Here is a 25,387-nt window from a genome sequence, read left to right on the forward strand (position 1 = left end):
TCCCCCAAAGCGTCACCATAATGTTATGCGATGCTCGTCTTCACTGAATAGATCCCTGATTGTAGCCTAACATATTCTTTATTTTGAGTTCTTACATACTCCCATACTGGTTCATCAAAAGTCATGTATTCATCAATGTTTAAGTTAGTTAAATTAAGTTTTCTAATTCTGTTATTCCCCGTATCACAGATATACAAATGGTTGTCATAAATCATTAGGCTTTCTGGTAAACAAAGGATTGATTCATCCATCCTATCCCCTAGTGAAAATTCCTCATTGAAACTATCCAAGTTATATCTCTTAATTATATTTGCTGTTGGATAAGCTACCCAAATAGTTTTCTCTTGAACCTCTATATCATAAATGGTATCAAAATTATCCTCATACACTCTAATAAGATTTCCTATACTATCAAACTTCTTGAAATATCCGTCTTGATAAAAATTAATATAAATATTACCATCTAAATCATGGAGCGAATCTGTCATCTTAGTTCCATAAATATTCATTATCTTCTCGGATGCTTTGCCGTATTTCTTCTGAAAATATTCCTGTTCATTTAATTTCTTTAAGGTTCCATCATATATGTAATATTCTTGTAATTCTTCTCTTTCGCCACTATCGTGGAATAGAATGTTATCTCCATCTGCAATTAATGCCCACCCTCTATGAATAAACTCCATACTTACCTCCACGAATAAAGAGTTTCACTTAACATATCATCCACGAACTCCGAAAATCCCTCACTACAAACAAATCTACGAAGTTCTTGAATACCCTGTCCGTTCTCATCATACCATAATCTTACATGCCTACTATATAATATAATCGTTCACTCACAGGACTCATTCCCTCAAGATTTTCTTTCCAAGATTGAAGTCCTGCTCAGGAATGCGTCCTTCCGTTCTTTTTGTCATCGCTTTAATGTATAAAAAAAGCAACCTTTCACGGTTGCTAATACCTCGCTCAACACCTATTTAACTCCTTGCCACTATAGCCCAGGCCTCACCTGCAGCTCTTTTTCTAATATCATCTGATGTTTCTTCTGGTCAAATCGGAAGTAATACTTAGACACGGTATCCATCCCGGCTCCATAGCCTCCCCTAAAGACAAGTCGATCTTCTATGATGTTGGGCCTGTCAATCGGAGAAACATGAAATTTATCTAGAGACCGATGGTTAAGTGCAAACGTAATCGGATAGGCCTTATCACCGTCTATGCCATATAGATAAAACTCCAACCCATGACAATCGGTATACCTGGGCATAAAATAAAATAATTCAGTCTCCCCTAAAATCAACTTCTCCATCTCTATCGTTTCTTTATTAGGCTGGATCACTTCAATATTGTTCAGCTCTTGTATTTTCAGATCATGAGTCCCGGTTTTAAATAAGACATCATAGTTCGCGGTTATGCTATAGTCATCTTCCAGACCGTCACAACTTGGCGCACCTAGTGTATGAATTTTTTCTTCAGATCTTGATACAACTTCTAATTTGCCGACTTTTGCGTTCCCGAACGCACGTGAAGAAACTGAAGTAGCTTGTAACTGTTCATTAATCCCTATATCCGCGTTCCCCTCTTGAGTGATTCCTCGCTCCGAATATTCATAACTTGTCAGAAGCAGCAGTGATATGGTCAAGCTTATAATCAACTTAATCATTCGACCCACCTTTTTTCTTAGCCCTACAGCCCACCAATAAACTCATCAGCGGAATGCATAAGGATTATTTTTACATATGAACAAGCGTATCACAATTAAATCTCCAAAAATATACAAAAAAGCAACCTTTCAAGGTTGCTTCTCCTATTACGCTTTCTTAACTCCAGTCAGGAACAAGAGCATAAATGATATCAAAATCGTTGAGATCGTCCATACCCAAGCCATTGTCATTTCTCCAGAATCCACAGCGACATATATGGCCGTTGGCACCGTTTGTGTCTTGCCTGGTATGTTGCCTGCAATCATCAAGGTTGCCCCGAATTCTCCAAGACTGCGGGCGAAGCTGAGAATATAGGCGGTCATAATCGAAGGAAAGGACAGCGGCAAGGTGATATGACGAAAAATCTGCCATTCATTTGCCCCATTAGAACGAGCAGCATCTATAAGGCTTTGATCGATCGCCCTTATCCCCGTCTTCATCGTCTGATATACGAGCGGGAATGACACAACAACCGATGAGATAACAGCTGCCCCCCACGTAAAAATAATAGAACTAGAAAACAGCACATCAAAAAGCTGTCCAATCCAGCTGTTCCTGCCAAGCATAACAAGCAGCAAAAAGCCAACCACCGTCGGAGGTAACACAAGCGGAAGCATAAAGATCGTATCGATGATCACTTTGCCCCGTATTTTGCGAATGGACATCTGCCATGCCAAAATAATACCGATACATGTACTAACAACACTTGAAATAGCGGCAACCTGCAGAGATAAACGTATGGGACTCCATAAATGCATCCAGTCGATATCAATATGAATCATATGTACTCACACACCTGGACCTGAAAATCCGTATTTCACGAAGACATTCATCGCTTCCTCGGATCTCAGATAATTGTAAAAGTCCATTGCTCCCTGCTTATGTTTACTGGTACGAATGATTCCCATCGGATACACAATTGGTGAATAGGTTGAGAAATCCATCGTGTATGCTATTTTTACCTCATCAGAAGAAAGTGCATCTGTCTTGTATACCATACCTGTCTCCACATTACGCGTCTCTACATATTGCAGAACCTGACGAACATCCTTAGCCTGTACCATCTTCGGCAGTAATACTTCCCACACTCCAGTATGTTCAAGTGCCTCTTTCGCATATTTACCTGCAGGCACCGATTCAGGAATACCAATAGCAATCTTACGAACCTCATCATCTAAAAGATCACCCGGACCTTGGATCGTAATTCCCTCATTCGCATGAGTGATCACGGTTAGCTCATTCGATAACAGGCTTACCTGTTCTCCCTGATCAATTAGCCCTTTGTCTACCAAGGTGTTCATATATTTCTCGGATGCTGGTATAAAAAGATCCACCGGCGCCCCTTGCACAATCTGCTGCTGTAAAGAGCCAGATCCGCCTAAATTGAAGTTTATTTTCACCTCAGGATGCTCCTCCAGATAATTCTTCTTAATTTCCTGCAGGGCATCGGTTAGACTGGCAGCGGCAGAAACGGTAATCTCTGTTTGTGAGGCAAGGCGGTCATTCTCTGTCTGCTTCGTTCCACAGCCTGTTAACCACAGCATTATAAACAAAAGTACGAGTACACTTGTATTTTTTCCTTTTAAAAAAACCATTGTGCTCCCTTTCCAACCGCCAGTTTGACATTCGCAGCGCAAATTCAGCCTCATTTATCTCATTTTTTCTTGTTCAACACCATCAAGCAATGGGCGGCCTTCCGGATAACTCACTTGATTCAGCTGATCGCCAATCCATTCAGAACCGTCTTCCCCGAACTCTTTTTTCCAGATGGGTACAATCTGTTTGATCCGTTCAATCACGTATTCATTTGCTTCATAGGCGGATTTTCGATGCGGCGAGGAGACTGCAATGACAACCGCAATATCTGAAATTTCAAGACGACCTACACGGTGGGTAACAGCTGCCAGCGTATCCGGCCAGCGCTCACGAACTTCTTCACCAATACGCTCTAATTGTTTCACTGCCATTGATGGATATGCCTCATATTCAAGATACAAGGTCCGTTTGCCCTGGGTGAATTCCCTGACTGTACCTAGAAAAAGAGTAATCGCCCCCGCTTCCCTCCGTTTCACCTTCTCGGTTACTTTTTCAGGTTGAATGGGCTTATCCGTAATTACAAATAACGGAGTGTTCATGTTGTCATCCCTCCCTAACCCCCGCTAACTGGCGGAAGCATGGCAACCGTATCGTTAGGCTGGATCACAAATAACTCGTCTTCGAACTGTTCGTTAACCGCGATCATAACGTGGTCAAGCTGCAGCTTGGGATAACGCTTCTTCATTTCTTTACGAAATTCAGCCACCGTCATGGAACCAAGATCTAAATCCAGAGACGAGGTTCCAAGCTGTTCACTTAAATGGGCAAAACATAATATTTTCATATCCATCACCTTTTCTGACCATCATTCATAACTTTTAGCACGGGTATTGCTTAGGCATAATTTAAAGTAAACAATGAGTCAACGTGTTTGTCCAGCAAAAAAAAGAATCATCTGTCGAAAAATAGTCTTGGCAGCTGTAATGATCAGGCTTCACAGTTACCTCAGCTGTTTCTCTGGTTAAGCAGGGCTGCATATTGCTCTGTTGTGTCAACGTCCTCTGCGAATTGAGTATCTATTCCTTGTTCATGCCATTCTTGCTCTTCAAGTCCCCGCCAGGAGATCCCATCTAACAGTCCGGATAAGCGATACTGACGAGTCTCTAGTCTGTCCGTAATGAGAGGCAGTAACCGCTTCGGACGATAGACCCCATGCAGCATTTGGTGCATCCCGCCCACAATGGGGATCACAGCATCATACTGACCGGCCGCTAACCTGGACAACATATACTGCGCAGCTGGTGCAGACAGCATCGGATAATCACAGCCTACAACCCAAGCATATTCCATATCCACATTAGAAAAAGCAGCATGAAATCCGCTAAGTGGACCATGCCCTGTATATATATCCGGAACACAGATAATATCTTCATTGATCAAAAAGTCGTAAGCAAAAGGATCGTTCGCAATGATAATTAACTGCTTGCAAACCTTCCGCATCTCTCTTATTTGTCTTTCAACAAAGAGCTCTCCATCCATCTTCAGAAAAGCTTTGTTTTGACCTGACATACGGGAATTGCGACCTCCCGCAAGAATAACTCCTGTCATCAAAGGAATCCGCCCCCTTCCATATTATCTGAGCCATTGTAATCCTATTTTAGTAGAGATAATGCGAGGGACATAGACTGTTTAAGAACACTTTCTTCATTATGAATATGTATGATAGGAATATCGGAGTAACCGTATGAATCTAGTTCCGTTCGGTAGGCTTCTTCGCATAAGGAAGACTGCCAACTAATGAACAGTTTTATATTAGAAGCCTGCTGATGCAGACTCTCCAGATCCTGTTGATCTCGGAGGAGAGCTATTTTGGGGAAAGGGGCTGTTTTGAAGCCTTCAGCGATGATAATATCGACCGTCCCTTGCATCATAGCAGCAATTTCTTCTAAATGGACTTCACTTGGACGCATCATACGGGTAGCGGTCTTAGAAGTTAATACGGTTTGTACAGCTCCACTGCCGAGATGTCTGGAACTGTCCGTCCCCTCATCATCCAACTCAAAACCATGCGCATCATGCTTCGCAGATCCAACCCGGATTCCTTTTGCCGTTAGGGCTGCAATCAATTGGCATGAAAGAGCCGTTTTGCCACTGTTCTTGTAACCTATGATTTGTAATACAGGTGTACTCTTATTTTGCCGAGCCGTTGTTATACACCCTTGCTGAGTCCGAGTACTAGAATCCACACTTGTTGCTCCTTTCCATTCGATCCTCCGCTGCTTGCTGCACTGACATCATATCATTAGAAACCCACCTTCTACTCGCTTCCGCTTTCGTAAGGTGGGTTGTTGTGCTAATTATGAATTGAAGCAAGAGGAAAACACATTATGAATATGGATATTATCTACTCCAGGAGCGAGCTGCGCTGTCATGAGGACAAAAGCCACTTCTTGCTCCGGATAAACCCACATCATGCAGCCTCCCATTCCATTATGACCGTATATATTTCGCACAATATAGCCTTTGTGCCGAACAGGCATCTTCCATACGAATCCATAATCCGAATCCACATCCTCGAGGTGAAGCGTCTGAGGCGTAATCATCTGCTTAAAGGTCAGCGGCTGAATCAATCGGCGGTCCTGGTCATAACGAGACTCATTCATCATGACTCTAGCAAATTTAAGCAAGTCATCCGCTGTGCTAAACAATCCGCCCGAAGGTAACTTGGCCTCCATCAACAGATCCATCTGAGCACCCATAGCTTCTGCACCTGCTACATACGCTAAACGGTTCTGATCCAGCGCAGGTCCACCAAAATTCGTATCCTTCATACCAAGCGGTTCAAAAACATGAGATTGAAGATAGCTGTCATAGCTCTCTCCAGTTACACGTTCAATGATTTCAGCAAGAAGGGTGAATGCCATATTGTTATAATTGACGATTGTTCCTGGCGTACCCTGTAATTGGCTGTTTTTCAGAGCAGCGAACATCTTGGGATGAGTCATCCCATCCGGCTCGCCCTTTCCCTGCGCCCATGCAGCTGCATGGGATTGATCCAATCCTGAAGTATGGGTGAGCAAATGCCACAATCGAAGCTTGTCTTTTCCATGCTCATGAAATTCCGGGATGATATCTGTAATCAGCTGCCCGGGATGCACTAGCCCTTGTTCCCAGAGCTGCATAATACATAAGCCTATCATTGGTTTCGTGATGGAGAAGACGGGATAAATGGTTGAACTATCAACACTCTTCCCGTTCGGATCAGGACCAAACGAGCGTACGTCCAGTATGCGATCCTTATTCGTTACCCCAAAAACAGCCGATGGCCATTTCTTATCCTGTACATACTGCTGCACAGTCTGAAAAATCCGTTCAAATGAAATTGAATTTCCGCTCACTCCTGCGACCTCCATCTATATGTATATTCATATCTATGGTAACACGTAGATTGAGACGTTTCAAAAGGGGGGGATCCGTATTTTTTTTGGAAAGAATATTGCTGCCTTCTCAGTACAAAAAAAAGACCCTTCTTAATAGTTTTGCTAATAGGAAGGGCAGCACTAATTTTATGTATCAGCTTTTCTATTTTCGTGCCTAGTATATTTTATATAAGTCACTGCATTTCCAACCAGATATATCAATATAACTATAGATATGGCATACGTCGGCAGCATGTGAATCTGATAATTTTGCTGGGAGGTGATGACCTCAATCTTGAATAGATTAAATGTAACATCAGTAATAATAGCTTGCGTATTCTTGATATTCCAAAACACATAAAATAGACCGTAAGTGAATCGAAGACATGCCCCAAAAATTGTTAATAAATAAACCATACCAAGCAGATGACGAACTGTAGGTTTCTTCATGGTACCTCTCTTTCAATTTACTTACGTTGATACTGTGTGGGGCTCGATAAACGAACTTAATAATGCCCTCTTTCATTCAACTTATCTATTTTCTCTTCGATTCTTTTCAAGGTTTCCTTTGTGTTTCGCATATGCTGAACTATTTTGCTTACAAATATAATCAAGCCCAAAATAAACAAAAATATTAAAAATATAGAGAACATTTGCATAAATATAATCAAAATAATCCCCTCTTCCTATATCTATTCCTTAACTTCAATCGCGAACACGTAACTTGAAGAGCCCTCACTGATCCTCTTGTCTTTATCAAGCAGCCAAAATGCTGAAAGAGAATAATAGTAAATTCCTTCTTCACTTGGAGCCTTAAACTGATTGTCAGTAATTTGCTCTTGATTGATTTCGTCCTTATTATGTGTGGATAGATATAATTCAGTAGGCTGTTTACCTTCGATCTGTATAGTCACTTCAGCATTAGCTTTAACGATGTCTTTTGCTTCATCTTTTAACATGTCTTCTGGACCTATATAATCAACGCATCTAGCACTCCAACAATAGGAACTCTGATGTACTTGAATTGACTTTCCATCTGAGGTCGTTAATTGGGGTTGTGGTGGTTCGCTGCCTAAATTTTGACTAGATGTTTCTTCTTTAGAAGCGCATGCACTTAACATAAATAGCATCAAACACAAAATAAGCAATAACTTTCTACTCACATCATCACCCTCCTAATTAAGGAGACGTAATGTGATCAAGATAAGTTCGCTAATTATGTTAAAAAATTATTTGAATTTATATCCGCGGTATGTTTCCTTCAATAACTCATTAGTGATTCGAATAGCATCATCTCTATTGCTTGCTGGTACAGTTACCATTCGCCCATAATCCCCATTCCAAGATTCGTACGAGCCTTCCTTTTGACCATCCTGAGGTGGTTCTGCCAATAAAATCGTTGCCTGGCTGAAATCGCTACTGAAGGCTAACATGCCATAATGATAACTTCCTGAGCTAATAACGGCACCATTCTGTGAATTATATTTAAAAAACGGATACATAAGAGCAATCAAATTACCATCCATCATCGGTACATCTTTTAAAGTTCTCTGATCTTCCGGAACAGGGATTTCTTCTCCCTCAATATTTACTTGGCCAGTAAATGTTCTTTTACCCGTGATGCTTTTGTGTACCTTGCCTTCAATATCCACGTTCACAAACTTCTCTTCACCTTTATCGCTGGTTCCTAGTCGATATTTAAGTCCTTGTGCATGTATATTAACGTCTTTAGGATATAGATCGATGATTAGAAAAATTCCTGCACTAATGACAACAATTGCAGCTAAAATAACGATCAGCTTCTTCATATGAGCCCCCCAATGATCCCTCTTTATATCTAGTTGTGAAAAAAGAGCAACCCTACGTCATCGGGTTTTTTCGCGTGCAACCAAAGTTGTTATCGGATGCGTAGATGTGTAGTTACGGTTTTTAACGTCTTCTTCGAATAACTGAACCCCGTATCGTTGAATGTTTTATATTCAGTTTTGTAGGCTCCATTCTTCGTATAGCAGTCCATATGTATTAACGTCGCTAAACTCCCCGTTTTTTAACTTTGTATCTCTCCTTAGTACTCCTTCTAGAATCATGCCAAGATTAATTAACACTTTTCCTGATGCAACATTTTTTGAATGATGCCAGGCCATAATCTTATTCATTCCTAGTTTTTCAAATGCAAATCTGCTTACTTCTTTCGAAGCCTCAGTTACTATACCCTTGCCCCACCATTTTGACCCTATATAATATCCAAGCTCACATCGCAGTGACTGGTTTGATATATCAAGAAAATGAATGGAACCAGATATTCAATTGCCCAACGGTAATATTCTGTATCCTCATATTTAGATATCCATCTTGAAAGCAATTCTGTCATTTCTTCCAAAGACTCATGAGTATTCCATGACAAGTACTTTGTCATAATACAATCACTCGTCATGTTCTGATATACAACCTTAGCATCACTATGTTTAAATTGCCGCAATACTAATCGGTCGGTTTGTAATGTTATCGTCCCTGTATGTATCAGCACACTATTTCTCCCCCAATAATTAAGCTGTTAGATCTTTGTACTGAATTCATGTACATATTTTTTTTCGTTCTGCTCTATAGCTTTCAGTGTAATTACCTTCTTTAAACTCTTTTATTACGCTTCTCCAAAAGGCTATGGCCAGTATATTTACTTCCATCTGTGAAACAGCTCACTCTGCGTCATACATTTTGAATGCCTCAACTGCAGCTCTACGACCTATACCTAACCTTCTGTACTTCTCCAAAATCATAAAGTCGTATATCAGATTCGTCGGATCTGGATCAATATCCATGTTTTCAAATAGAACTACCAAAAAACCAGCGATTGAACCATCTACTACAAAAAAAAAGGGTTCCATCTGCCATCGCCTTCCCAATAAAAATCCAGGTTGATCTCATACCTTCCATTCATATGTACATCCCGATTAGTATATTTACTAAAATCATATTCATACAATTGATATAAATTGATTAATGTATCTTTTTGTTCCAAACCTACAGAGACAAGTTTTATTTCCATATATTCTCCCTTATTGAAATTAAATTTGCTCCGCAGTGAAATTCCTTAGTCTTGGCAAACCAAGGGGTAAACGCGTCCCGCTCGATGAATTACTTACATATTTATCTTTGAAATCTTTCTTAGAATTATTTTTGTAACTTCTTCTGTATCTTTATTTTCTGTGTCAATATGTTCTTGAAATTTAATATCTCTAAATGAATTTACACCTGCGTTTGTTTGCTTCTGGTACCAAACATCAAATTTGTCTCCGCGTTTTTCAATTCGTTTTTTGATTGTTTCCTCAGATGCTATGAGGCAAAAATGAACAGTATCTCGATCAATGCTTCTAAATCCATTTAATATGTAATTGAAATTTTCAGACTTATAAATTGTCATTGGAACAATAAGGTGCTTCTTATACCTATTCATTAATTCTTGAGCTGTCTGCACTACAAGTATTCTCCATAGTTCTATATCCTGAAAATCATCAGTTCGTTCTTCTTCAAAGTAGATGTCTTCTGCTATGATTTTTCTTAACATATATCCAATTTCTTCAGGATCATAAATCATACTATTAGGAATTAGCTGCTGCAGCTTTTGAGAAGCCGAAGTCTTTCCAGATCCAAACGATCCATTAATCATAATAATCAAGTCATCATTCCTTCTGGTTTAGGTTTGCATTAAGCACTTGACTGATTTCACATAACGTTGTTGAATACACGAACCCTCACTAGCTTAAGGCGTGTAGCGCTGAGTCCGAAGGGTCTCCTAATTATATTGAGATAAATTGATCATCTTTAAGCCTTGTCACTTTACATTTCTCAATGGTTTCGAATTCAATTAGTCTCTCTTCAATTGTTTTATTAGAACTATCTTTGAATACATCCTCTCTATCGTAGTGAGGGAAAATAAGCTTGTCAGTTAAACCTAATGCCTTAAAATCGGTTAAATCCAATGTATTCATCTGTGGAGTAAAAAAATGAACGATATTAATATGAGGGCCAAGTAATAGCGCTCCCGCGCTTACTCCAATAATAATTACATTCTGTGAGACCAGTGTTTTAAATATTATATCAGCACCACTTTTCTTAGCATGGAACAACAAACTAAATGGATTTCCACCATTAATATATATGACATCTTTATGCTTGAGGATTTCCGGGTTATCAAATTCTATATCTATGAAATCAATCTCCTGAAATCCCATCCCTTTAAAATCCATCATTGCCTGCTGTGCATATCTATTATTTTCTTTCATAGGTGATGCTGTTGTAATAATAGAGACCTTTAATTGATTAATATCTCTATCAATAAAATTTAAAAATTGATTTTTAATTGCCTCTGTATAAAATCCACAGGAGGTTAGTAACAATCTAGCCATTGAAAGCCCCCGTTCTAAAATAGTTTGGTTTAATTTTCATGACTTGATTAGGCATTCCCCTGATTTCTGCTAACGTTCCCGTATTCACGAGCCCGAGAACCTTAAGGTAGCTTTAGCTGCTCCGGCTGCGACTGCGGTTAGGTTCACAAAGTTGTCCGCCTGACTCACTTCCTCGGAATGCATCAGCTGACCAAATCGTTATCAGCCGACCCGCAGTGTGAATATAATGTTAACTGAAGTCGACACTTCTTCGAATCACATTCATATGTCATTCAACTAGTTCTTTAATTAAATAAAAAAACAAATCGTCATCTACCATCACTTGCTCCCCAGCTTTTACTTCAATGTTTTGTAGAAAATTCCATTTCCATCCATCACATTACCTCGCTTGTTGTACATGATTTGAGCACTTCCATAATCTTTATAAATCCCTACTGCTAAACCAATATATCTAGATCTCTTTAAAGCTATTCTTTCAAACTCATCAAACATTTTGCTTGCGATTCCCATTCTTCTGAACTCCGGAAATACATTTAAGTCATTTATCTCGGGTATATTATCTCTTTTGAAATTTGGATATTCTGAAGTAAACAATAAGTGGCAACAGCCTGCTATTGTTCCTTCATAATAAGCCAGTAAAGTAACTCTATTGCCTTGTTTATTATCTTCCAGGCACTTATAGAAATAATCCTTCGATGAATACCCACGGATATCTTTTTGAGAATTCAATATCCAATAAAGATGCTTCTTCATGTTTTGTGAGTTGCTTTATTGATATCGGACTTTTCATTTTTTATCCTCTTTCTGTCGATTTCAGTTAACGTTTCCGTGTTCACGACGTCCCACCACCTTAAGCCCGAAGGGCGGCCGCAATGCGGTTTAGGTGGTGCGGATGTGTCCCGGCAATTGCTTCTTCGACTTATCTTCCGGGACCGAAGCGGTTTGTCTGACGATGCGTTAACACATTGTTATAAGTTGTTATTGCCCACTTCAAGTTATTTTCACATATATTTGAAATGGAATTTATAATTTAAACACCATCAAGTCTTCATCATAATATTCTCCAATAAATTTTAAAGCATTTGGTTCTATACCATAGGTCTTAAAACCAATTGAATTGTATAATTTCTTTGCTGGTTCGTTGTCAGATACAACACTCAATTTCAATTGTTCTAGCCCTTCAATCTTCCTTGCAATTTCGATTAATTCATACATGAGTGTTTTTCCTATACCTTTTCCTCTCTTTTCTTTTGATATGTACATACCAAAAACGTTAGCCTTGTGAGTAGTTTTCATGCCAGTTTCTCGAACAAGAGCTACGATCCCATGTAGCAAACCGAATTCATTAAATGCTCCTAATACAAACTTGTCACTCGTAGGTCTGATTCGATCAATTACAGTTTCTAATGAAAATTTTGATTCTCTTTCATATGTTGAACCAAAAGCTTCCGGATTTGTCTTTAATCCAGTTAGTCTAAGTTCCTGGTACTGTTGAGCATCTGATTCATTCAAGATTCTTATATTCAAAGATTTCACCTCCAAAATCGAAGATCAGTTTTATTGTCTTTATTGTTTTTACAATAATTTCACATAACTAATTATCTACGAACTTCTTAAATACTTCATCATTTAGTAGATATACGTAATTCTTATTCTTCCCCGCTATTTTCAAACAACTATTCTTCAATTCTGTTCATACAATCACCTTTGATTTAGATTTCCTAATTATACCACCCAAGAATAATTATACACACGACCTCCCCCCAACATTTCCTCATTTATTTAGAATAATGACAATATCCACACTCTATTCCCTCTACCAACCCTCAAACAACAAAAAAGACACTGACCACCCATCAGTGCCTTCCCCCATACCTTAACTAACCCTATCCCACCAAATACCGCTCCCTCAAAATCCCTAAATGATGCAACTCATGCCCCGCTATAATATAAGCCACCGCCCGAGCGGAAATCGGAAGATCATTCGCTATCCCTGTTCTCCCCCACGCCTCTTCTGCTAATCCGTTCATCAACGATACGGTCGCATTTCTCACCGGAACATACTCTTCAAGCAGACTATCCAGGCTGCGCTGATCATAATGGGCATGTTCTACATAGAAATTCTCTTCAAATCCGGCTAGAGGTGTCTTGTCGCCTCTGGCGATTCGCAGAAGCCTGTAGCTCATGATCCGCTCGGTGTCGATCATATGCCCGAACACTTCCTTTACACTCCATTTGCCCGGGGCATACCGGAAGTTCGCCTTGGAATCCGAAATGGTTGGAATCATTTCTTGAATAACCTTTTGTTGTTCTACCAGCGTATCCAGTAAATTACCTTCAGGCACCAACTTCACATAGTTATGAAAATAATCCGGGTATTCATTCTCCGCAGGCCGCTTCATACAATAACCTCCTCTTGTTAATACTCTACTCTTTCATTTCCATGTAATGTTGCCCTATTCCTATCACTTTTCCTTATATTTTATAGTTTATATTTCACTCCAATATGCTAGAACAAGCAATTGATCAATGATTCATTATTCATTATACTACTAATATGTAAAATATAGGAATGTGACCCAAATGAATGAAATTGAAATTGATATGGTTACATTAGATAGTGCTGTCAAAATGTTAAAGCTCACCTATTCGCTAGAGTTATGGGATCAGCTAGTAGATTTATCCGATAAGCTATACATAAAGACGACCTACCTATATAAGAATAGGTCCTCTTATACTTACAAGATCAAGACAGAACGACCCCTCGTTTATTACTATGGATACAGCCTCTTAATGAAAGGTCTTGCACTTAAGGAACTTGGCAATTACGAATCGGCATTGCAATGCATTGATCAATATGCTAATCTTCACTGGTTTGAAGAGCTTAATGAAGTAAGCTTGGATGAGGTGCAGTATTATCAATATATTTCTGAACCGAATCGTTACGAAATCCTTCTTCTATCTGGTGACTTTAGCATCCTGAATCCTTATGTAGATTTTCTTAAGCGTAACCCGAAGGAAATACTTCCTGGTATGGGCTCAATTATAAAAGCGGCCAATACTTATAGACAGAATATAAACCATATAATTCATTCATTTTCTCAAGAAATTAACCAATCCATTCTCAATTCACCTAAAGAACTCGTTTATACGGCTTACCACCACTCCTTCTTAGTACAAATCATTAAATACAAAATCCATCACGCAGAATATGTCAAAGCCATTGATTACACTCTACGTTTAATGTTGTCCTCACATCTGGCAGATAACGATAAATTGTATAAATTTGCACTCGTTTCCTTTGAATCTATTCGGAACCATGCAACAGAAAATCAGCTTGATCAATTTATAGCTCACATTTCAACCATTAGTGGAAAGGTGGTGATATAAGTTGAAGAAGATTATTCTCTCCTCTGTTATGGTACTCTCTCTAATGAGTATCGTAATGGTTACACCTTCACAGCCAGAAATCAACCCACTTCACGGTGCTGAACATACCCATATGTAATCCAAACCCAAATCAGGGCTTAAAGTGCACCCCACTTTCCGCCCTGTTTGCATTTATATAGATGAAACTCCTTGAACCCTTCCCTGTAATCTAAAGCTGTTCCTTCTCCCAAAATATGAAGAATCATGCTATTAACATCCGCTGATCTCCTTCCCCACGGAGCAAATGTTAAACATTATTGGAAATCATTTCGCACGACTCCTTTATTCGAATGGTGAGGATCTTCATACCATTTCAGCACCGTTCTCCCGTATAATCATGTCCGAATTTCCCGTTTGGGTAATGCCCGTGATTTGGCAATAGACATCAGGAAGGAGCAACCCACAGGCTATGAACACCTTTACATCTAAGATATCCACATTTAAAAAACCACTGATCATAACCATGGTCATATTAATCTTCGCACTTGCTGCTTTTTATCGCCTCGACTTTGTGGCCTCGGTTAAACATAAAGTGTCACATGACACTGTTAACTACGACATCATGGTTCGGCAGCTGCTTGAAGATGGAATCTACGCGTACAAGGATACGGAACCAAATGCTAGAGTTACGCCGGGATATCCACTCTTTATGGCTGCGGTTTACAAAATGGTCGATTATCAAAACAACGATCCGTTTCCTTATATCCGTTATATCCAGGTCGGAATCAGTATGATCACCCTCTGGCTGATATACTCGATTGCCCGAAAACTGGCGGGCCAGACTGTCTCGATCATTGTGCTGCTCATAAGCAGCGTATATCTTCCATTCATTTGGAGCAATGGTGCCGTTCTCACCGAGACGCTGGCGTGCTTTTTTCTAATGCTATATATCCGCCTTCAGCTTTCCGCCTTTGAGAGGAAAACGCGAACCACCGCTTTATTGACCGGGGCTGCCATGGGTCTGCTCGTGCTTACACGCCCGGAATTTTTAATTCTGATTGCGCCGGCGTACGTTTTTTATTATTTTTGGAAAAAGGATTTCAAGCTTACGCTGAAGCTGCTGCTGTTCACCTGCATCGGTGCAGGAACCGTCCTCTCGCCTTGGGTGATCCGCAATATCGTGACTCTGAACGAGTTCGTTATTGCTTCCACACAGGTTAATCCATTCGTTGCAGGTACCTACCCGGACAAGAACTACGATGATGGATTGGTTGACCGCGAAGGTAAAACTCAAATGGAAGTAGCCAAAGAGCGCCTGAAAATCGGATTTACCGAACATACATCGATGTTTGTGAAATGGTACACCACTGGCAAGTTAAAGTACACTTATTCAAAAATGTATTCTGGCAGTGGTCATTCCCCGCTTTATTTTATTTTTTCGAATCCGTGGGGCAGCAGGCTTCACACGGCACTCGTATGGTTCTGTCCGGTCGCTCTGATTGCTGCACTCATAAAGTGGAGGAAGCCCGTGACGCTTCTTACCCTGATCCTGGTGACCATGACAGTGACTCGCCTGGCTTTCGTACCGGAATTCCGATATAACTATACGTCAATGCCGCTCATCATCATTCTGGATACCATGGCTGCTGTCGCTTTCATACGCTGGCCCTGGAATAGGTACATAAAAAAATCACATTTACAGAAAGGATCTGTTATCCATGACGAATCGACCGGAAACTCCTGATTCCCCGCTTAAAATACTTGTAATCGTCCCGGCATATAACGAGGCTGCAGTCATTGAACAAGTAGTCCGCCGGATTCGTCAGGATGCACCTGCTGTAGATGTTCTGGTTATAAACGACGGATCCAGCGACAATACCAGTCAGATCGCAAGAGCGGCAGGCGCCGAAGTCATCGACCTAACTTGTAATCTGGGAATCGGCGGAGCCGTTCAAACCGGTTACCGCTATGCGAAAGAATACCATTACGACTTTGCTGTGCAGATTGACGGTGATGGACAGCACAATCCTAAAGATCTAAATCGTCTACTGTCCACCATCCTAGACACTGGCGTTGATATGGTTATCGGCTCCCGCTTTATTACGAAGGAAGGATTTCAGTCAACCTTTGCCCGCAAAATGGGAATCAAATTACTGTCCTCCCTCTTAACCCTGTTGACCGGTCAGACCGTTACCGATCCAACCTCGGGCTACCGCTTCTGCGGAAAACGCGCCATTTCCCTGTTCTCCCGCGAATATCCGACGGATTACCCGGAAGTGGAAGCACTGATGCTGATGTATAACCGGGAACTATCGTTTACGGAAATTCCTGTCGTCATGAATGAGCGTATAGGCGGTGTATCGAGCATATCAGCGATGAAATCGGTGTACTACATGATCAAGGTAATCCTGTCTGTCCTGCTTATGAAATCCATGAAAAAGAGAGCGTGGGAAAACCGCTATGAAGTTTAACGTTTTTTTCGTCAGTTTCTGCATCAGTTTAGCATTTGCCGGAACTATCATATATCTGATTCGCAAAGGAAAGCTAAAGGAAAGGTACGCCTTGCTATGGCTTCTGATGAGCCTGATCATGATGGTTTTGTCCTCATTTCCATCCCTCTTGGACAGGCTTGCGGTATGGCTTGATATTTCCTACGCCCCTTCGCTGCTTTATCTGCTGAGCATAGTGGCAGTACTATTCGTCTTATTGCATTTAACAATCTCGGTATCCTCTTTGGCAGAGCGGGTGGTAGTGTTAACTCAAACATTGGGCCTGCAGGAAGATCGCATACATAAGCTTGAAAGAAAAATCGCGAATAAAGCCGCAGGGGACTCCAGATCATCTGGTATAGAGGATAAAGGGCAAGGTATATCTCAAGCGTGTATCACGCAAAGCTCCATCCCGTCTTCAGATAATTCATATGACCAAGCTGGTTCATCTACGCAATCGCCATCCTCTACCGCTAATCCAGCTTATGACCATGGGAGAAAGGGGACTCATTAGTATGGCTTATATCATGTTGTTTCTTAATATCATACTTCTGGTTGCTGGCCAGCTCGTCTGGAAGACAGGCTTGGAGCAGCATGGAGGTATTCATCTTGGCAATTTCCTGTCTGTCTTGTTTTCACCTTTGATCCTGACCGGTATCTTATTTTATGGACTGGCTACGGTACTCTGGTTTTTCGTACTGTCCCGGCTTCCCCTGAGTCTTGCCTATCCGCTCCAAAGCCTTGCGTATGCCCTTGGTATCGTGGCAGCCTGGTATTTCTTTGGAGAAAGCGTCCCGCTGAATCGCTGGATCGGAGCTGCTGTTATTGTTATAGGAGCGACTATTATTGCTGCCAAATAACGATTTCATCGTGTTAAGAGGTGCTAGCAGAATTATTTCTACGTTATTAAATAAAACAGGGCTGAAGGTACACCCACCTTCAGCCCTGTTCCTATCTATTCATAAAGATGAAACTCCCGCTTCATCTGCTCAAATTCCCTGCTCTCCTCCCGGAATTGTTCCAACAATTCCGGCACATTTACCGATTCACTGCGGTATATTTGATCGCCACCCAGTAAATCGATGAAAGGTCTTGATCCTTCCCTAAGCGGTGGAAGGAATGAAAAGTCCTCATAGTTGTTTTTGATCGTATACATCAAATGCACACCGGTTTCAAGCGGTCTAAGGGCTCGCTGGTCCGTGATATGCACCTGAACTCCACGGCACAGCTCTCCCTGAAACTTGGAGAAGACAGGCTTGAAATACGCCGGACGGAACATGACACCCGGAAGCCCCAATCCATTCATCTCTGCGGCCAGTTTCTCTGCCTCAATAAATGGTGCACCGATCATCTCGAATGGCGCGGTTGTACCTCTTCCCTCCGACAGATTCGTTCCTTCGAATAGACAAGTTCCCGGATAGATCAGTGCTGAATCGAACCGTGGAATACCCATGGACGGCATAATCCAAGGCCGGCCGGTATCCGTGAACAGCATATTCCGGTCCCATCCATCACAGGCAACGATGTGCAGCTTGGCGTTCCAGTTCATCTGCTCATTCGCCATTCTGGCGATTTCACCTGCAGTTAATCCATAGCGGACAGCAAGAGGATAATTCCCGACGAAGGACTGGTAGCCTTCCTTCAGGATATTTCCCTCCACTGTAACACCATCCAGTGGATTGATGCGATCAAGCACGACGAACTCTTTTCCCGCTTTCGCGCAATCCTCCAATGCGTACAGCATCGTATAAATGAAAGTATAATAACGGGTCCCCACATCCTGGATGTCATAAACGACCATATCGACTTCATCCAGCATATCAGAGGTTAATCGCTTCGAGTCTTTACGGTACAAGCTGTACACCGGAACCCCTGTAATTGGGTCCGTATATGTATCGACCATGGCTCCGGCGTTCAGATCTCCCCGAACTCCATGCTCAGGTGAGAACAGCGCCACCAGATTAAAGTTATCATGCAGTATTTGAATCGTGGACTCAAACCGATCATTTAGCCCTGTTGGAGCTGTTATAAGCCCAAGTCGCTTTCCCTTAAACAGCTGGGCCTCCTCAAGAATCCGATCAATCCCGTTACGAATCATCGCTTTTCTCCCCCTCTGCTGCTCCTTGCAAAAAAGACCGTAACAAATAATTGTTACAGTCATTTTCGTCTAGAGCTCATTTTTCAGAACACGTTTCGTTTCTTCAGGAACCATGAACGTTTCAGCATATTCCTTGCGAGCTTCAATTCCGCGCACACGCGCCAAGTGCTTATAATACTCCAGATAAGGGAACGACTTGCTGCCGGTTACGAACCAGTGCTGCGATACCGCCTCTACCCACAGATCATATGCTTCTTTCGGGAAATCAACATATACATACGGCTTATAGTCAACCGCATCCTCCCAGTTCTCTGCATAATACAACCGGGAAGCAAAATGCGCCGGCAATTCACGCTCGAAGGAGGACAGGCTCGCATAGAAGCGGGCATCGTTTACAATGCGATGAGTTGTCATATGGTCTTTATGCATACTGTTCTTCCAGTGGGTGATAATCACATTCGGACGCACCCGGCGAATCACATCACATACCGCCCAGCGGTTTGCTTCATCATCCTTAAGCTCACCGTCTGGTGTATCGAATACAATCGCTTCTCCGCCCAGCATATCAGCAAAAGCATTGGCTTCCCGAACCTTCTGCTCCCGGTATTCCGCCATGTCCTGTCCGGCAGGAACGCCGCGTTCACCAGCTGTTAAGGCCAAAGTAACAATGTGATCTCCTTTCAATGAATGGTGGGCCAGTACCCCACCGGCTGTAAGCTCTGCGTCACCAACATGTCCGCCAATGGCAAGAACGGTTATTTTAGAATCACTCATTATGATAACTCCCTTCGCATGACTGAAAATTGCTTCACAGTTTGAAATCCGGCTTTCTCATATATCCGAATGGCTGGGTTATTGTCTCCGGTATACAGTGACATATAATCCGTACCTATCCTCTTAAATGCTTCACACAGCTTGAAGAATAAAATACTTCCAAGCCCATGCCCCTCGTGATCCGGCTCCACGCCAATCCCGGCGAAATAACCGCGACCATTCTCCTGACGAATGACGGGACCTGCGAAACCAACAACCCTGCCATGAAGGGCAGCAATGACAACCGGTACTCCATTTGAAGTGGATTGCCCGATTTCCCGCTCCCATAGCGGATTGTTCAATGCCTTCAGCATATCAGCCACACCGTTATGTTTAGCTCCATCGAACAGTTCCACCGTATACCCTTCATTCGCCGCGCGCTCTTCCTTCTTACGGATATCTTCAGGAACTTCAAAGTCGGATAGATTCAAATACATGGCACATTCCAGGGCACGCTCAACGTACCCCTCTTGCAGAAGAAAACGGTAGAGCTTGCTGTCCACAGGCACACCCGGAGCATTGTTATGCTCATGCTGCGGTGTATCCGGAATATACCAGGGCAGCAGCATCGGATTGAAAAATAGCACTTCAGCCTGCCTCTTGCCCAGCTCTCTGAACCGGCTCTCTACGGAATCCAGCATCAGCCTGAAATTCTCATCACCTTGATAAGCATCAGACAGGACTATACATGTCAGGTAACCAGCGACCTCTCCAAGCGGCAGGTCAGCCCCGGTACACCCGCAGGCAAAGCCTTTCACCTGCCCCTCCTCCAAGAGAACGAACGTGTTCAAGGGGTCAAAATACGGATTGGAAACAAATATAAGATCAAAGCTTTCCTCTGTCATTTCCTTATATCCGTCCTTAACGGCTTCCTGATTCCACAAATCAATGACAGCTTGTGTATGCTCTTGTTTCCAGGTATCCATCATATGCGTCACCTCCTCCGCCTAAAGGCGGGTCTATAAGCAAATACAGCATCATCGTCGATTGCTATTTATTATAAATTGAGCATTCATGCTGACGTTATAACGGATGATGTAGGCAGAGCCTTCACACTCACGTGTGGCAACTGACGAATAAGATCGACGCTGCTTCTGCCTTTTTCTATAGCAAGAGCTCCTCCGAGTATTCATCATTGCTGTGACTAAGAATGATTCAGTCTGGAACCCGCTTAGCCTTTTACTGCACCAACCGTAACGCCTTCCAGGAAGTATTTCTGCAAGCTGAAGAATAGGATAAACATCGGTAATGCAGAAATGGTTGCCCCTGCCATCATTGGCGCGAAATAGGTTGTGTTGGCGAACCTGAAATTCTTGAGTCCGACCTGGATTGTCTGCATATCCATCGTGTTTGTTACAAGGAACGGCCAGAAGAAGGTATTCCAATTGTCCATGAACGTCAGGATAGCCATTACTGCGAGTACGGTCTTAGATAAAGGCAGTACGATTTTGAAATAAATCTGAAATTGATTACATCCTTCAATCTTGGCACACTCCAGTACCTCGGAAGGAATACTGCTCATAAATTGTTTGGCCAAAAAGATGTTATATACCGTAACCAGGCCAGGTACGATCATTGCGGTATATGTATTCTGAATATGAAAAGTATTAACAATCAGGATATAAAGAGGCACCTGTGTTACTTGATAAGGAATCATCATGGATACTAGCAATACCGAAAATAATACGGCTCTACCTTTAAAACGAATCTTCGAGAACGCATAACCCGCAAGACTTGCGAAAAATACGTTAGATACCATCACGGTGGTAGCAACGATCAAGGAATTGACCAGCCAGCGTACCGAATGCTCACTATAGTTGAAGAAGAACTTATAGGATTCAAATGATATTTTGGTTGGGAACAGGGAGTAACTCATCGCCCCCGCCTCTACAGGATCGCCAAATGATGAAATGACCATGAAGTAAATTGGAAACAATGTTGCTAAAGCAAATAATATCAGCACGACCATAATGACTGTGTTCCGGGTCTGTCTCCGAACAGGTTTACCTGTGTGACTGTTATATAATGCCATATCGGTGCCCTCCTCCCCTTAATATTCCACTTCTTTACCCATGAATTTGAATTGAATGAATGAAATCGAAGCGATGATAAAGGCCAGAACCAGAGATTGGGCTGCGGCTTCACCGAACTCGAAATATTTGAAAGCGTTATTGAAGATAAGCAAGCCTACCATTGTCGTCGCATTGTCAGGACCGCCGCCTGTCATCAGGAAAGCGTTCTGGAATACCTGGAAGGAGCCGATCACGCCAGTTACAAGCAAGAATAAGGTTGTAGGCTTCAGGCATGGGATGACGATGTACCACAGCTTCTTCATGAAAGATGCTCCATCAAGCTCTGCAGCTTCATAATAGCTCTCATCGATACCAAGCAGCGCTGCCAAAAAGATGATGATACTCGTACCATGGCTTGACAGCCAGGACATAAGCACCAGGGAGAACATAGCTGTTGAGCTGGAACCGAGCCAGTTGCTGTTGCTGATTCCAAATACGTTTAGCAATTGGTTGAGGATACCCGATGGCATCGGATCAAAAATCCAGAGCCATACAACAGAGAGTGCGACACCCGAAGCCACTGCAGGAAGATAATAAATCGCTTTAAATACACTTTGCAGCTTCTTTCTTAATGGAAGAATCAAAATCGCTACGGCAAAAGATATAAACAATCCGACTGGAACGGTGAGCACGGTATAGACCAACGTGTTAACAATGGATTTCCAGAACAGGCTGTCTCCAAAGGTTTCAGCATAATTTGCAAATCCGATGTATTCTGAACCAAGCGGCTTGTATTTCTGAAAGCTGATAATAAACGCGCTAACAACGGGGTACGCGGTAAACATCGCGAAGACAACAAGGGCGACAGCAATAAAGGCATATCCATAACCGCTGTCTCCTTTGATACGACGTTTTTTCATGGGTTTAGCAATTTGAGTCATTATGCAAAGCTCCTTTCATGGCTTGGTTCAACAGCAAAGATGAGGGAAGCCGCATGGACACTGCCAGGCGGCTATCCGTGTATAAATCTGATTAGTCTTTTACAATGCCGTCTTCACCAAAGGCTTGAATGGCTGCTGACTTCAAAGCATCATACATTTCTTCAGGCGTAATTTCACCTGCAATGAGTGCTTGGAGCTTTGGAATCATCACTTCATCTTCCAGCTTGATCGATTTCGCACCAAGATCTGTTGGAATATCAGGACGGGCAGGTGTTGCATGGGACAGAAGCACTTCAACTGCTGCGACATTATCCGGATTTCTGTTAATCGTCATATCCTTCGCTGCTTCTCTTCCGCTCTTTGTGATATGAGCTGCGAACAGGTCATTATTCGTTGTAGCCGCTACCTTACCAGATGAAAGGAAATATGCAGCCTTAACTACATTTGCTTTATGCTCTGGTGTTGGATCCTTTTTACCGCGGAAAGCAACATACCCATCAACGGCAACACTTGATTTTGGCTCTTGACCGAGGAATGTAGGAACAGGAAGAACGATGTAATCTACAGGAATACTGCCTTGGACAGCGCTTCCATCATTAGCTTTGATCTTCTCATTGTTCTTGTTGGCAGAGTTCTCGAACGTTGCAAGTCCTTTACCTGTGATCATGGTTTGACCTGTCAGGAACATGTTCCAGCGTTTACCGGCATCAACAGAGCTGAGCTCTTTCGGCATGGAGCCGTCATCGATCATCTCACGAATGGCTTTCAATACGCCGAGGAAATTCTTGCTTGTATAAGCGTATTTCAGGTCTTTATCGATGGCATCCGGCATACCGGCATTCTTAACCAAAATGTTCAGGTAGTCTTTCGAAGTTACACCCGATGTTGCAAAAACGAATCCGTAACGTTTGGTTTGGTCGCCTTCTTTTACTACACCCTTTTTGATAGCTTCGCGGAACTCCTCGTAAGTCCAGCCTTCTTTTTGTACCTTCTTGTAGTCAATTCCGGCTTCCTCCAGGAACTGCTTGTTACCACCAAGTGCATGAACCTCCATATATGCTGGGAGTCCATAAAGGCTGTTGCCCAGTTTCATATACTCCAGCGGTGTTGCATCATAATCATCGGTCATTTCCTTCGTTACTGTGTCTGTGATGTCCATCAGCATTCCTTGCTCTACATATTTCGAAAGACCACCAGAACCGATAAATGCAAGGTCCGGAGGACTTCCCGCATTCACTTGTGTATCAAGCTTTTGTGTCATATCCTCCCAGCTGGCAGGCTCGATTTTCAAAGTCAGGTTCGGATACAGAGCATTAAAATCCTTCTCCAATTGAGCAAAGCTGTCCTGGAAATTCGCAGATACTGGAGGAAGCAATGCTGTGATTGTATCTTTTGCTTCTGTATTTGTAGTCGTTCCTCCACCGGCTGTTCCGGTATTCGGAGTTTCCGTTTTGCCGCCATTGCCGCCAGAACCCCCACCGCAAGCGGACAACGCCAGCGTCAATGCAAGAACAGGTGCCAATATACGCATTTTCTTTTTCATATAATTTTGAACCTCCCTTAGGAATATAAAAGTCTCTGTCTGCCTATTTCTGCAACTGTGCAAATGCCTTCTTCAGACTGCCATCGCTCTCTTTCAGCGCTTCTTCTGCCTCTTCTGCATTCAAACCGGATTTAATCATCATAATGGCAAGCTTGCAGCTCATGGAAGCGCTTTCTAAATAAGCAGTAGCTGTTTTGTCGTCTACCCCCGTAGCTGCTTGAATGATACGTACGGAGCGGTCGTACAGTTTGATATTGCTTGCCCTCAGGTCAACCATCAGATTGTTGTAGGTCTTCCCGAGCTTCACCATCGTACAGGTCGTCAGCATGTTCAGAACCAGCTTCTGGGCTGTTCCTGCCTTCAATCGGGTCGATCCCATGATGACCTCTGGTCCGACAACCGGCGCGATACATACATCGCAAGCAGGCGCTAGCCTGGAGTTCTTATTGTTCACAACACCGATGGTTGCGGCACCAATTTCCTTTGCCTTCTTGAGCCCTGCAATGACAAATTGTGCACTACCGCTTGCCGTGATGCCAACGACCACATCCTTATCAGTGACGCCGCAGCGTTCAATAAGTGCGATCCCCTCCTCTGCATTATCTTCGAAACCTTCAACTGCCAGCCTCAGTGCCACATCGCCACCGGCGATATGCCCCTGCACCAGCAATGGGTCCGTACCAAAAGTAGGAGGGCATTCCGAAGCGTCAAGTACACCAAGTCTTCCGGAAGTGCCGGCCCCTATATAGAACATTCTTCCTCCATTCTTAAGCACATGATGCAAAATATCAACCGCTTTCATAATTTGCGGTATTTCAGCCGCTACAGCGCCGGGAACCTTGGAATCCTGTTCATTCATTAGACGGAGCATTTGTTCTGTTGTACATTCATCGATCATCTGAGTACTCTCATTGATCCCTTCCGTCGTCAATCCCGCCAGATACTCATCCATGGCCATCCCCCTATCCAAGTTATTGTTGTTTCTTGTCTTAATTGCATATTAACGAGAAATTTCATCCAGGTCAATAACTTTTTGAAATAAAATTTCAAAATAGAAT

Annotated in this window: 31 protein-coding genes; 5 read left to right on the forward strand and 26 right to left on the reverse strand. The window is 42.4% G+C overall.

Annotated features, from left to right (window positions below):
• Nucleotides 1-23 precede the first annotated feature (23 nt).
• The 19 genes from BN1234_RS20670 to BN1234_RS20760 form a co-directional block, all read right to left on the reverse strand.
• Complete coding sequence (locus tag BN1234_RS20670) at nt 24-683, reverse strand: NHL repeat-containing protein (protein ID WP_054958526.1); 660 nt, start codon at nt 681-683, stop codon at nt 24-26.
• Between the two features lie 308 nt (nt 684-991).
• On the reverse strand, nt 992-1,663 hold the full coding sequence (locus BN1234_RS20675; protein ID WP_054958527.1) for a hypothetical protein: 672 nt from the start codon (nt 1,661-1,663) through the stop codon (nt 992-994).
• 147 nt (nt 1,664-1,810) lie between these two features.
• On the reverse strand, nt 1,811-2,485 hold the full coding sequence (modB, locus tag BN1234_RS20680) for a molybdate ABC transporter permease subunit (protein ID WP_054958528.1): 675 nt from the start codon (nt 2,483-2,485) through the stop codon (nt 1,811-1,813).
• Between the two features lie 6 nt (nt 2,486-2,491).
• Nucleotides 2,492-3,298, reverse strand: coding sequence for a molybdate ABC transporter substrate-binding protein (gene modA / locus BN1234_RS20685; protein WP_054958529.1), 807 nt, complete (start codon nt 3,296-3,298; stop codon nt 2,492-2,494).
• 54 nt (nt 3,299-3,352) lie between these two features.
• Nucleotides 3,353-3,838, reverse strand: a complete 486-nt coding sequence (locus BN1234_RS20690; RefSeq protein ID WP_054958530.1) for a molybdenum cofactor biosynthesis protein MoaE — start codon at nt 3,836-3,838, stop codon at nt 3,353-3,355.
• A 14-nt stretch (nt 3,839-3,852) separates the two neighbouring features.
• A complete protein-coding gene (locus tag BN1234_RS20695; RefSeq protein ID WP_054958531.1) occupies nt 3,853-4,083 on the reverse strand; it encodes a MoaD/ThiS family protein in 231 nt (76 codons plus the stop codon).
• Nucleotides 4,084-4,244: 161 nt separating this feature from the next.
• Nucleotides 4,245-4,847 carry a molybdenum cofactor guanylyltransferase gene (gene mobA / locus BN1234_RS20700; RefSeq protein WP_054958532.1) on the reverse strand — a complete coding sequence of 201 codons (603 nt, stop codon included), beginning with the start codon at nt 4,845-4,847 and terminating at the stop codon, nt 4,245-4,247.
• 44 nt (nt 4,848-4,891) lie between these two features.
• Nucleotides 4,892-5,485 (reverse strand): molybdopterin-guanine dinucleotide biosynthesis protein B, encoded by a 594-nt coding sequence (gene mobB, locus BN1234_RS20705; protein WP_054958533.1) that lies wholly within the window; start codon nt 5,483-5,485, stop codon nt 4,892-4,894.
• Nucleotides 5,486-5,596: 111 nt separating this feature from the next.
• Nucleotides 5,597-6,637, reverse strand: a complete 1,041-nt coding sequence (locus tag BN1234_RS20710; protein WP_054958534.1) for a serine hydrolase domain-containing protein — start codon at nt 6,635-6,637, stop codon at nt 5,597-5,599.
• Between the two features lie 713 nt (nt 6,638-7,350).
• Nucleotides 7,351-7,821 carry a hypothetical protein gene (locus BN1234_RS20720; protein ID WP_054958536.1) on the reverse strand — a complete coding sequence of 157 codons (471 nt, stop codon included), beginning with the start codon at nt 7,819-7,821 and terminating at the stop codon, nt 7,351-7,353.
• 66 nt (nt 7,822-7,887) lie between these two features.
• Complete coding sequence (locus tag BN1234_RS20725) at nt 7,888-8,466, reverse strand: hypothetical protein (protein ID WP_054958537.1); 579 nt, start codon at nt 8,464-8,466, stop codon at nt 7,888-7,890.
• Between the two features lie 171 nt (nt 8,467-8,637).
• Nucleotides 8,638-8,961 carry a GNAT family N-acetyltransferase gene (locus tag BN1234_RS23155; RefSeq protein ID WP_082423310.1) on the reverse strand — a complete coding sequence of 108 codons (324 nt, stop codon included), beginning with the start codon at nt 8,959-8,961 and terminating at the stop codon, nt 8,638-8,640.
• The gene (locus BN1234_RS23160; RefSeq protein WP_054958538.1) at nt 8,892-9,185 is read right to left on the reverse strand and encodes a GNAT family N-acetyltransferase; all 294 of its coding nucleotides are present in this window, start codon (nt 9,183-9,185) and stop codon (nt 8,892-8,894) included. The genes BN1234_RS23155 and BN1234_RS23160 overlap by 70 nt, the downstream gene beginning before the upstream one ends.
• A 169-nt stretch (nt 9,186-9,354) precedes the next feature.
• Nucleotides 9,355-9,543: a GNAT family N-acetyltransferase gene (locus tag BN1234_RS23165; protein WP_370734275.1), complete on the reverse strand. Its 189-nt coding sequence runs from the start codon at nt 9,541-9,543 to the stop codon at nt 9,355-9,357.
• 254 nt (nt 9,544-9,797) lie between these two features.
• Nucleotides 9,798-10,325 (reverse strand): AAA family ATPase, encoded by a 528-nt coding sequence (locus BN1234_RS20740; RefSeq protein WP_245640245.1) that lies wholly within the window; start codon nt 10,323-10,325, stop codon nt 9,798-9,800.
• Between the two features lie 130 nt (nt 10,326-10,455).
• A complete protein-coding gene (locus BN1234_RS20745; RefSeq protein ID WP_054958540.1) occupies nt 10,456-11,064 on the reverse strand; it encodes a Type 1 glutamine amidotransferase-like domain-containing protein in 609 nt (202 codons plus the stop codon).
• A 336-nt stretch (nt 11,065-11,400) separates the two neighbouring features.
• Nucleotides 11,401-11,817 (reverse strand): GNAT family N-acetyltransferase, encoded by a 417-nt coding sequence (locus tag BN1234_RS20750; protein WP_245640242.1) that lies wholly within the window; start codon nt 11,815-11,817, stop codon nt 11,401-11,403.
• A gap of 270 nt (nt 11,818-12,087) precedes the next feature.
• Nucleotides 12,088-12,600 (reverse strand): GNAT family N-acetyltransferase, encoded by a 513-nt coding sequence (locus tag BN1234_RS20755; protein ID WP_245640246.1) that lies wholly within the window; start codon nt 12,598-12,600, stop codon nt 12,088-12,090.
• Between the two features lie 350 nt (nt 12,601-12,950).
• The gene (locus BN1234_RS20760; RefSeq protein WP_054958542.1) at nt 12,951-13,466 is read right to left on the reverse strand and encodes a DinB family protein; all 516 of its coding nucleotides are present in this window, start codon (nt 13,464-13,466) and stop codon (nt 12,951-12,953) included.
• A 181-nt stretch (nt 13,467-13,647) separates the two neighbouring features.
• Between BN1234_RS20760 and BN1234_RS20765 the strand changes: the two genes are divergently transcribed.
• From BN1234_RS20765 to BN1234_RS20785, 5 genes are all read left to right on the forward strand, one after another.
• On the forward strand, nt 13,648-14,454 hold the full coding sequence (locus tag BN1234_RS20765; RefSeq protein ID WP_054958543.1) for a hypothetical protein: 807 nt from the start codon (nt 13,648-13,650) through the stop codon (nt 14,452-14,454).
• A gap of 448 nt (nt 14,455-14,902) precedes the next feature.
• The gene (locus tag BN1234_RS20770) at nt 14,903-16,177 is read left to right on the forward strand and encodes an ArnT family glycosyltransferase (RefSeq protein ID WP_054958544.1); all 1,275 of its coding nucleotides are present in this window, start codon (nt 14,903-14,905) and stop codon (nt 16,175-16,177) included.
• Nucleotides 16,152-16,904 (forward strand): glycosyltransferase family 2 protein, encoded by a 753-nt coding sequence (locus tag BN1234_RS20775; RefSeq protein WP_054958545.1) that lies wholly within the window; start codon nt 16,152-16,154, stop codon nt 16,902-16,904. The genes BN1234_RS20770 and BN1234_RS20775 overlap by 26 nt, the downstream gene beginning before the upstream one ends.
• Nucleotides 16,894-17,436 (forward strand): DUF2304 domain-containing protein, encoded by a 543-nt coding sequence (locus tag BN1234_RS22060; protein WP_082423311.1) that lies wholly within the window; start codon nt 16,894-16,896, stop codon nt 17,434-17,436. The genes BN1234_RS20775 and BN1234_RS22060 overlap by 11 nt, the downstream gene beginning before the upstream one ends.
• 1 nt (nt 17,437) lies before the next feature.
• Complete coding sequence (locus BN1234_RS20785; protein ID WP_054958546.1) at nt 17,438-17,782, forward strand: EamA family transporter; 345 nt, start codon at nt 17,438-17,440, stop codon at nt 17,780-17,782.
• A gap of 95 nt (nt 17,783-17,877) precedes the next feature.
• Here BN1234_RS20785 and BN1234_RS20790 read toward each other — a convergent pair whose 3' ends face one another.
• The 7 genes from BN1234_RS20790 to murQ form a co-directional block, all read right to left on the reverse strand.
• Nucleotides 17,878-19,020: an exo-beta-N-acetylmuramidase NamZ family protein gene (locus BN1234_RS20790; protein ID WP_054958547.1), complete on the reverse strand. Its 1,143-nt coding sequence runs from the start codon at nt 19,018-19,020 to the stop codon at nt 17,878-17,880.
• Between the two features lie 69 nt (nt 19,021-19,089).
• The gene (locus tag BN1234_RS20795; protein WP_054958548.1) at nt 19,090-19,794 is read right to left on the reverse strand and encodes a PIG-L deacetylase family protein; all 705 of its coding nucleotides are present in this window, start codon (nt 19,792-19,794) and stop codon (nt 19,090-19,092) included.
• Nucleotides 19,794-20,762, reverse strand: a complete 969-nt coding sequence (locus BN1234_RS20800) for a GNAT family N-acetyltransferase (RefSeq protein ID WP_054958549.1) — start codon at nt 20,760-20,762, stop codon at nt 19,794-19,796. Before BN1234_RS20800 ends, BN1234_RS20795 begins: the two co-directional genes overlap by 1 nt.
• Before the next feature lie 242 nt (nt 20,763-21,004).
• Nucleotides 21,005-21,865 (reverse strand): carbohydrate ABC transporter permease, encoded by an 861-nt coding sequence (locus tag BN1234_RS20805; RefSeq protein ID WP_054958550.1) that lies wholly within the window; start codon nt 21,863-21,865, stop codon nt 21,005-21,007.
• Between the two features lie 18 nt (nt 21,866-21,883).
• Nucleotides 21,884-22,786: a carbohydrate ABC transporter permease gene (locus BN1234_RS20810; protein ID WP_054958551.1), complete on the reverse strand. Its 903-nt coding sequence runs from the start codon at nt 22,784-22,786 to the stop codon at nt 21,884-21,886.
• 91 nt (nt 22,787-22,877) lie between these two features.
• Complete coding sequence (locus tag BN1234_RS20815; protein ID WP_054958552.1) at nt 22,878-24,329, reverse strand: ABC transporter substrate-binding protein; 1,452 nt, start codon at nt 24,327-24,329, stop codon at nt 22,878-22,880.
• A 43-nt stretch (nt 24,330-24,372) separates the two neighbouring features.
• On the reverse strand, nt 24,373-25,281 hold the full coding sequence (gene murQ, locus BN1234_RS20820; protein ID WP_054958553.1) for an N-acetylmuramic acid 6-phosphate etherase: 909 nt from the start codon (nt 25,279-25,281) through the stop codon (nt 24,373-24,375).
• Nucleotides 25,282-25,387: the final 106 nt, after the last annotated feature.

Origin of the sequence: Paenibacillus dakarensis (genome assembly GCF_001373415.1) — a bacterium.
GTDB lineage: Bacteria > Bacillota > Bacilli > Paenibacillales > Paenibacillaceae > Paenibacillus_AQ > Paenibacillus_AQ dakarensis.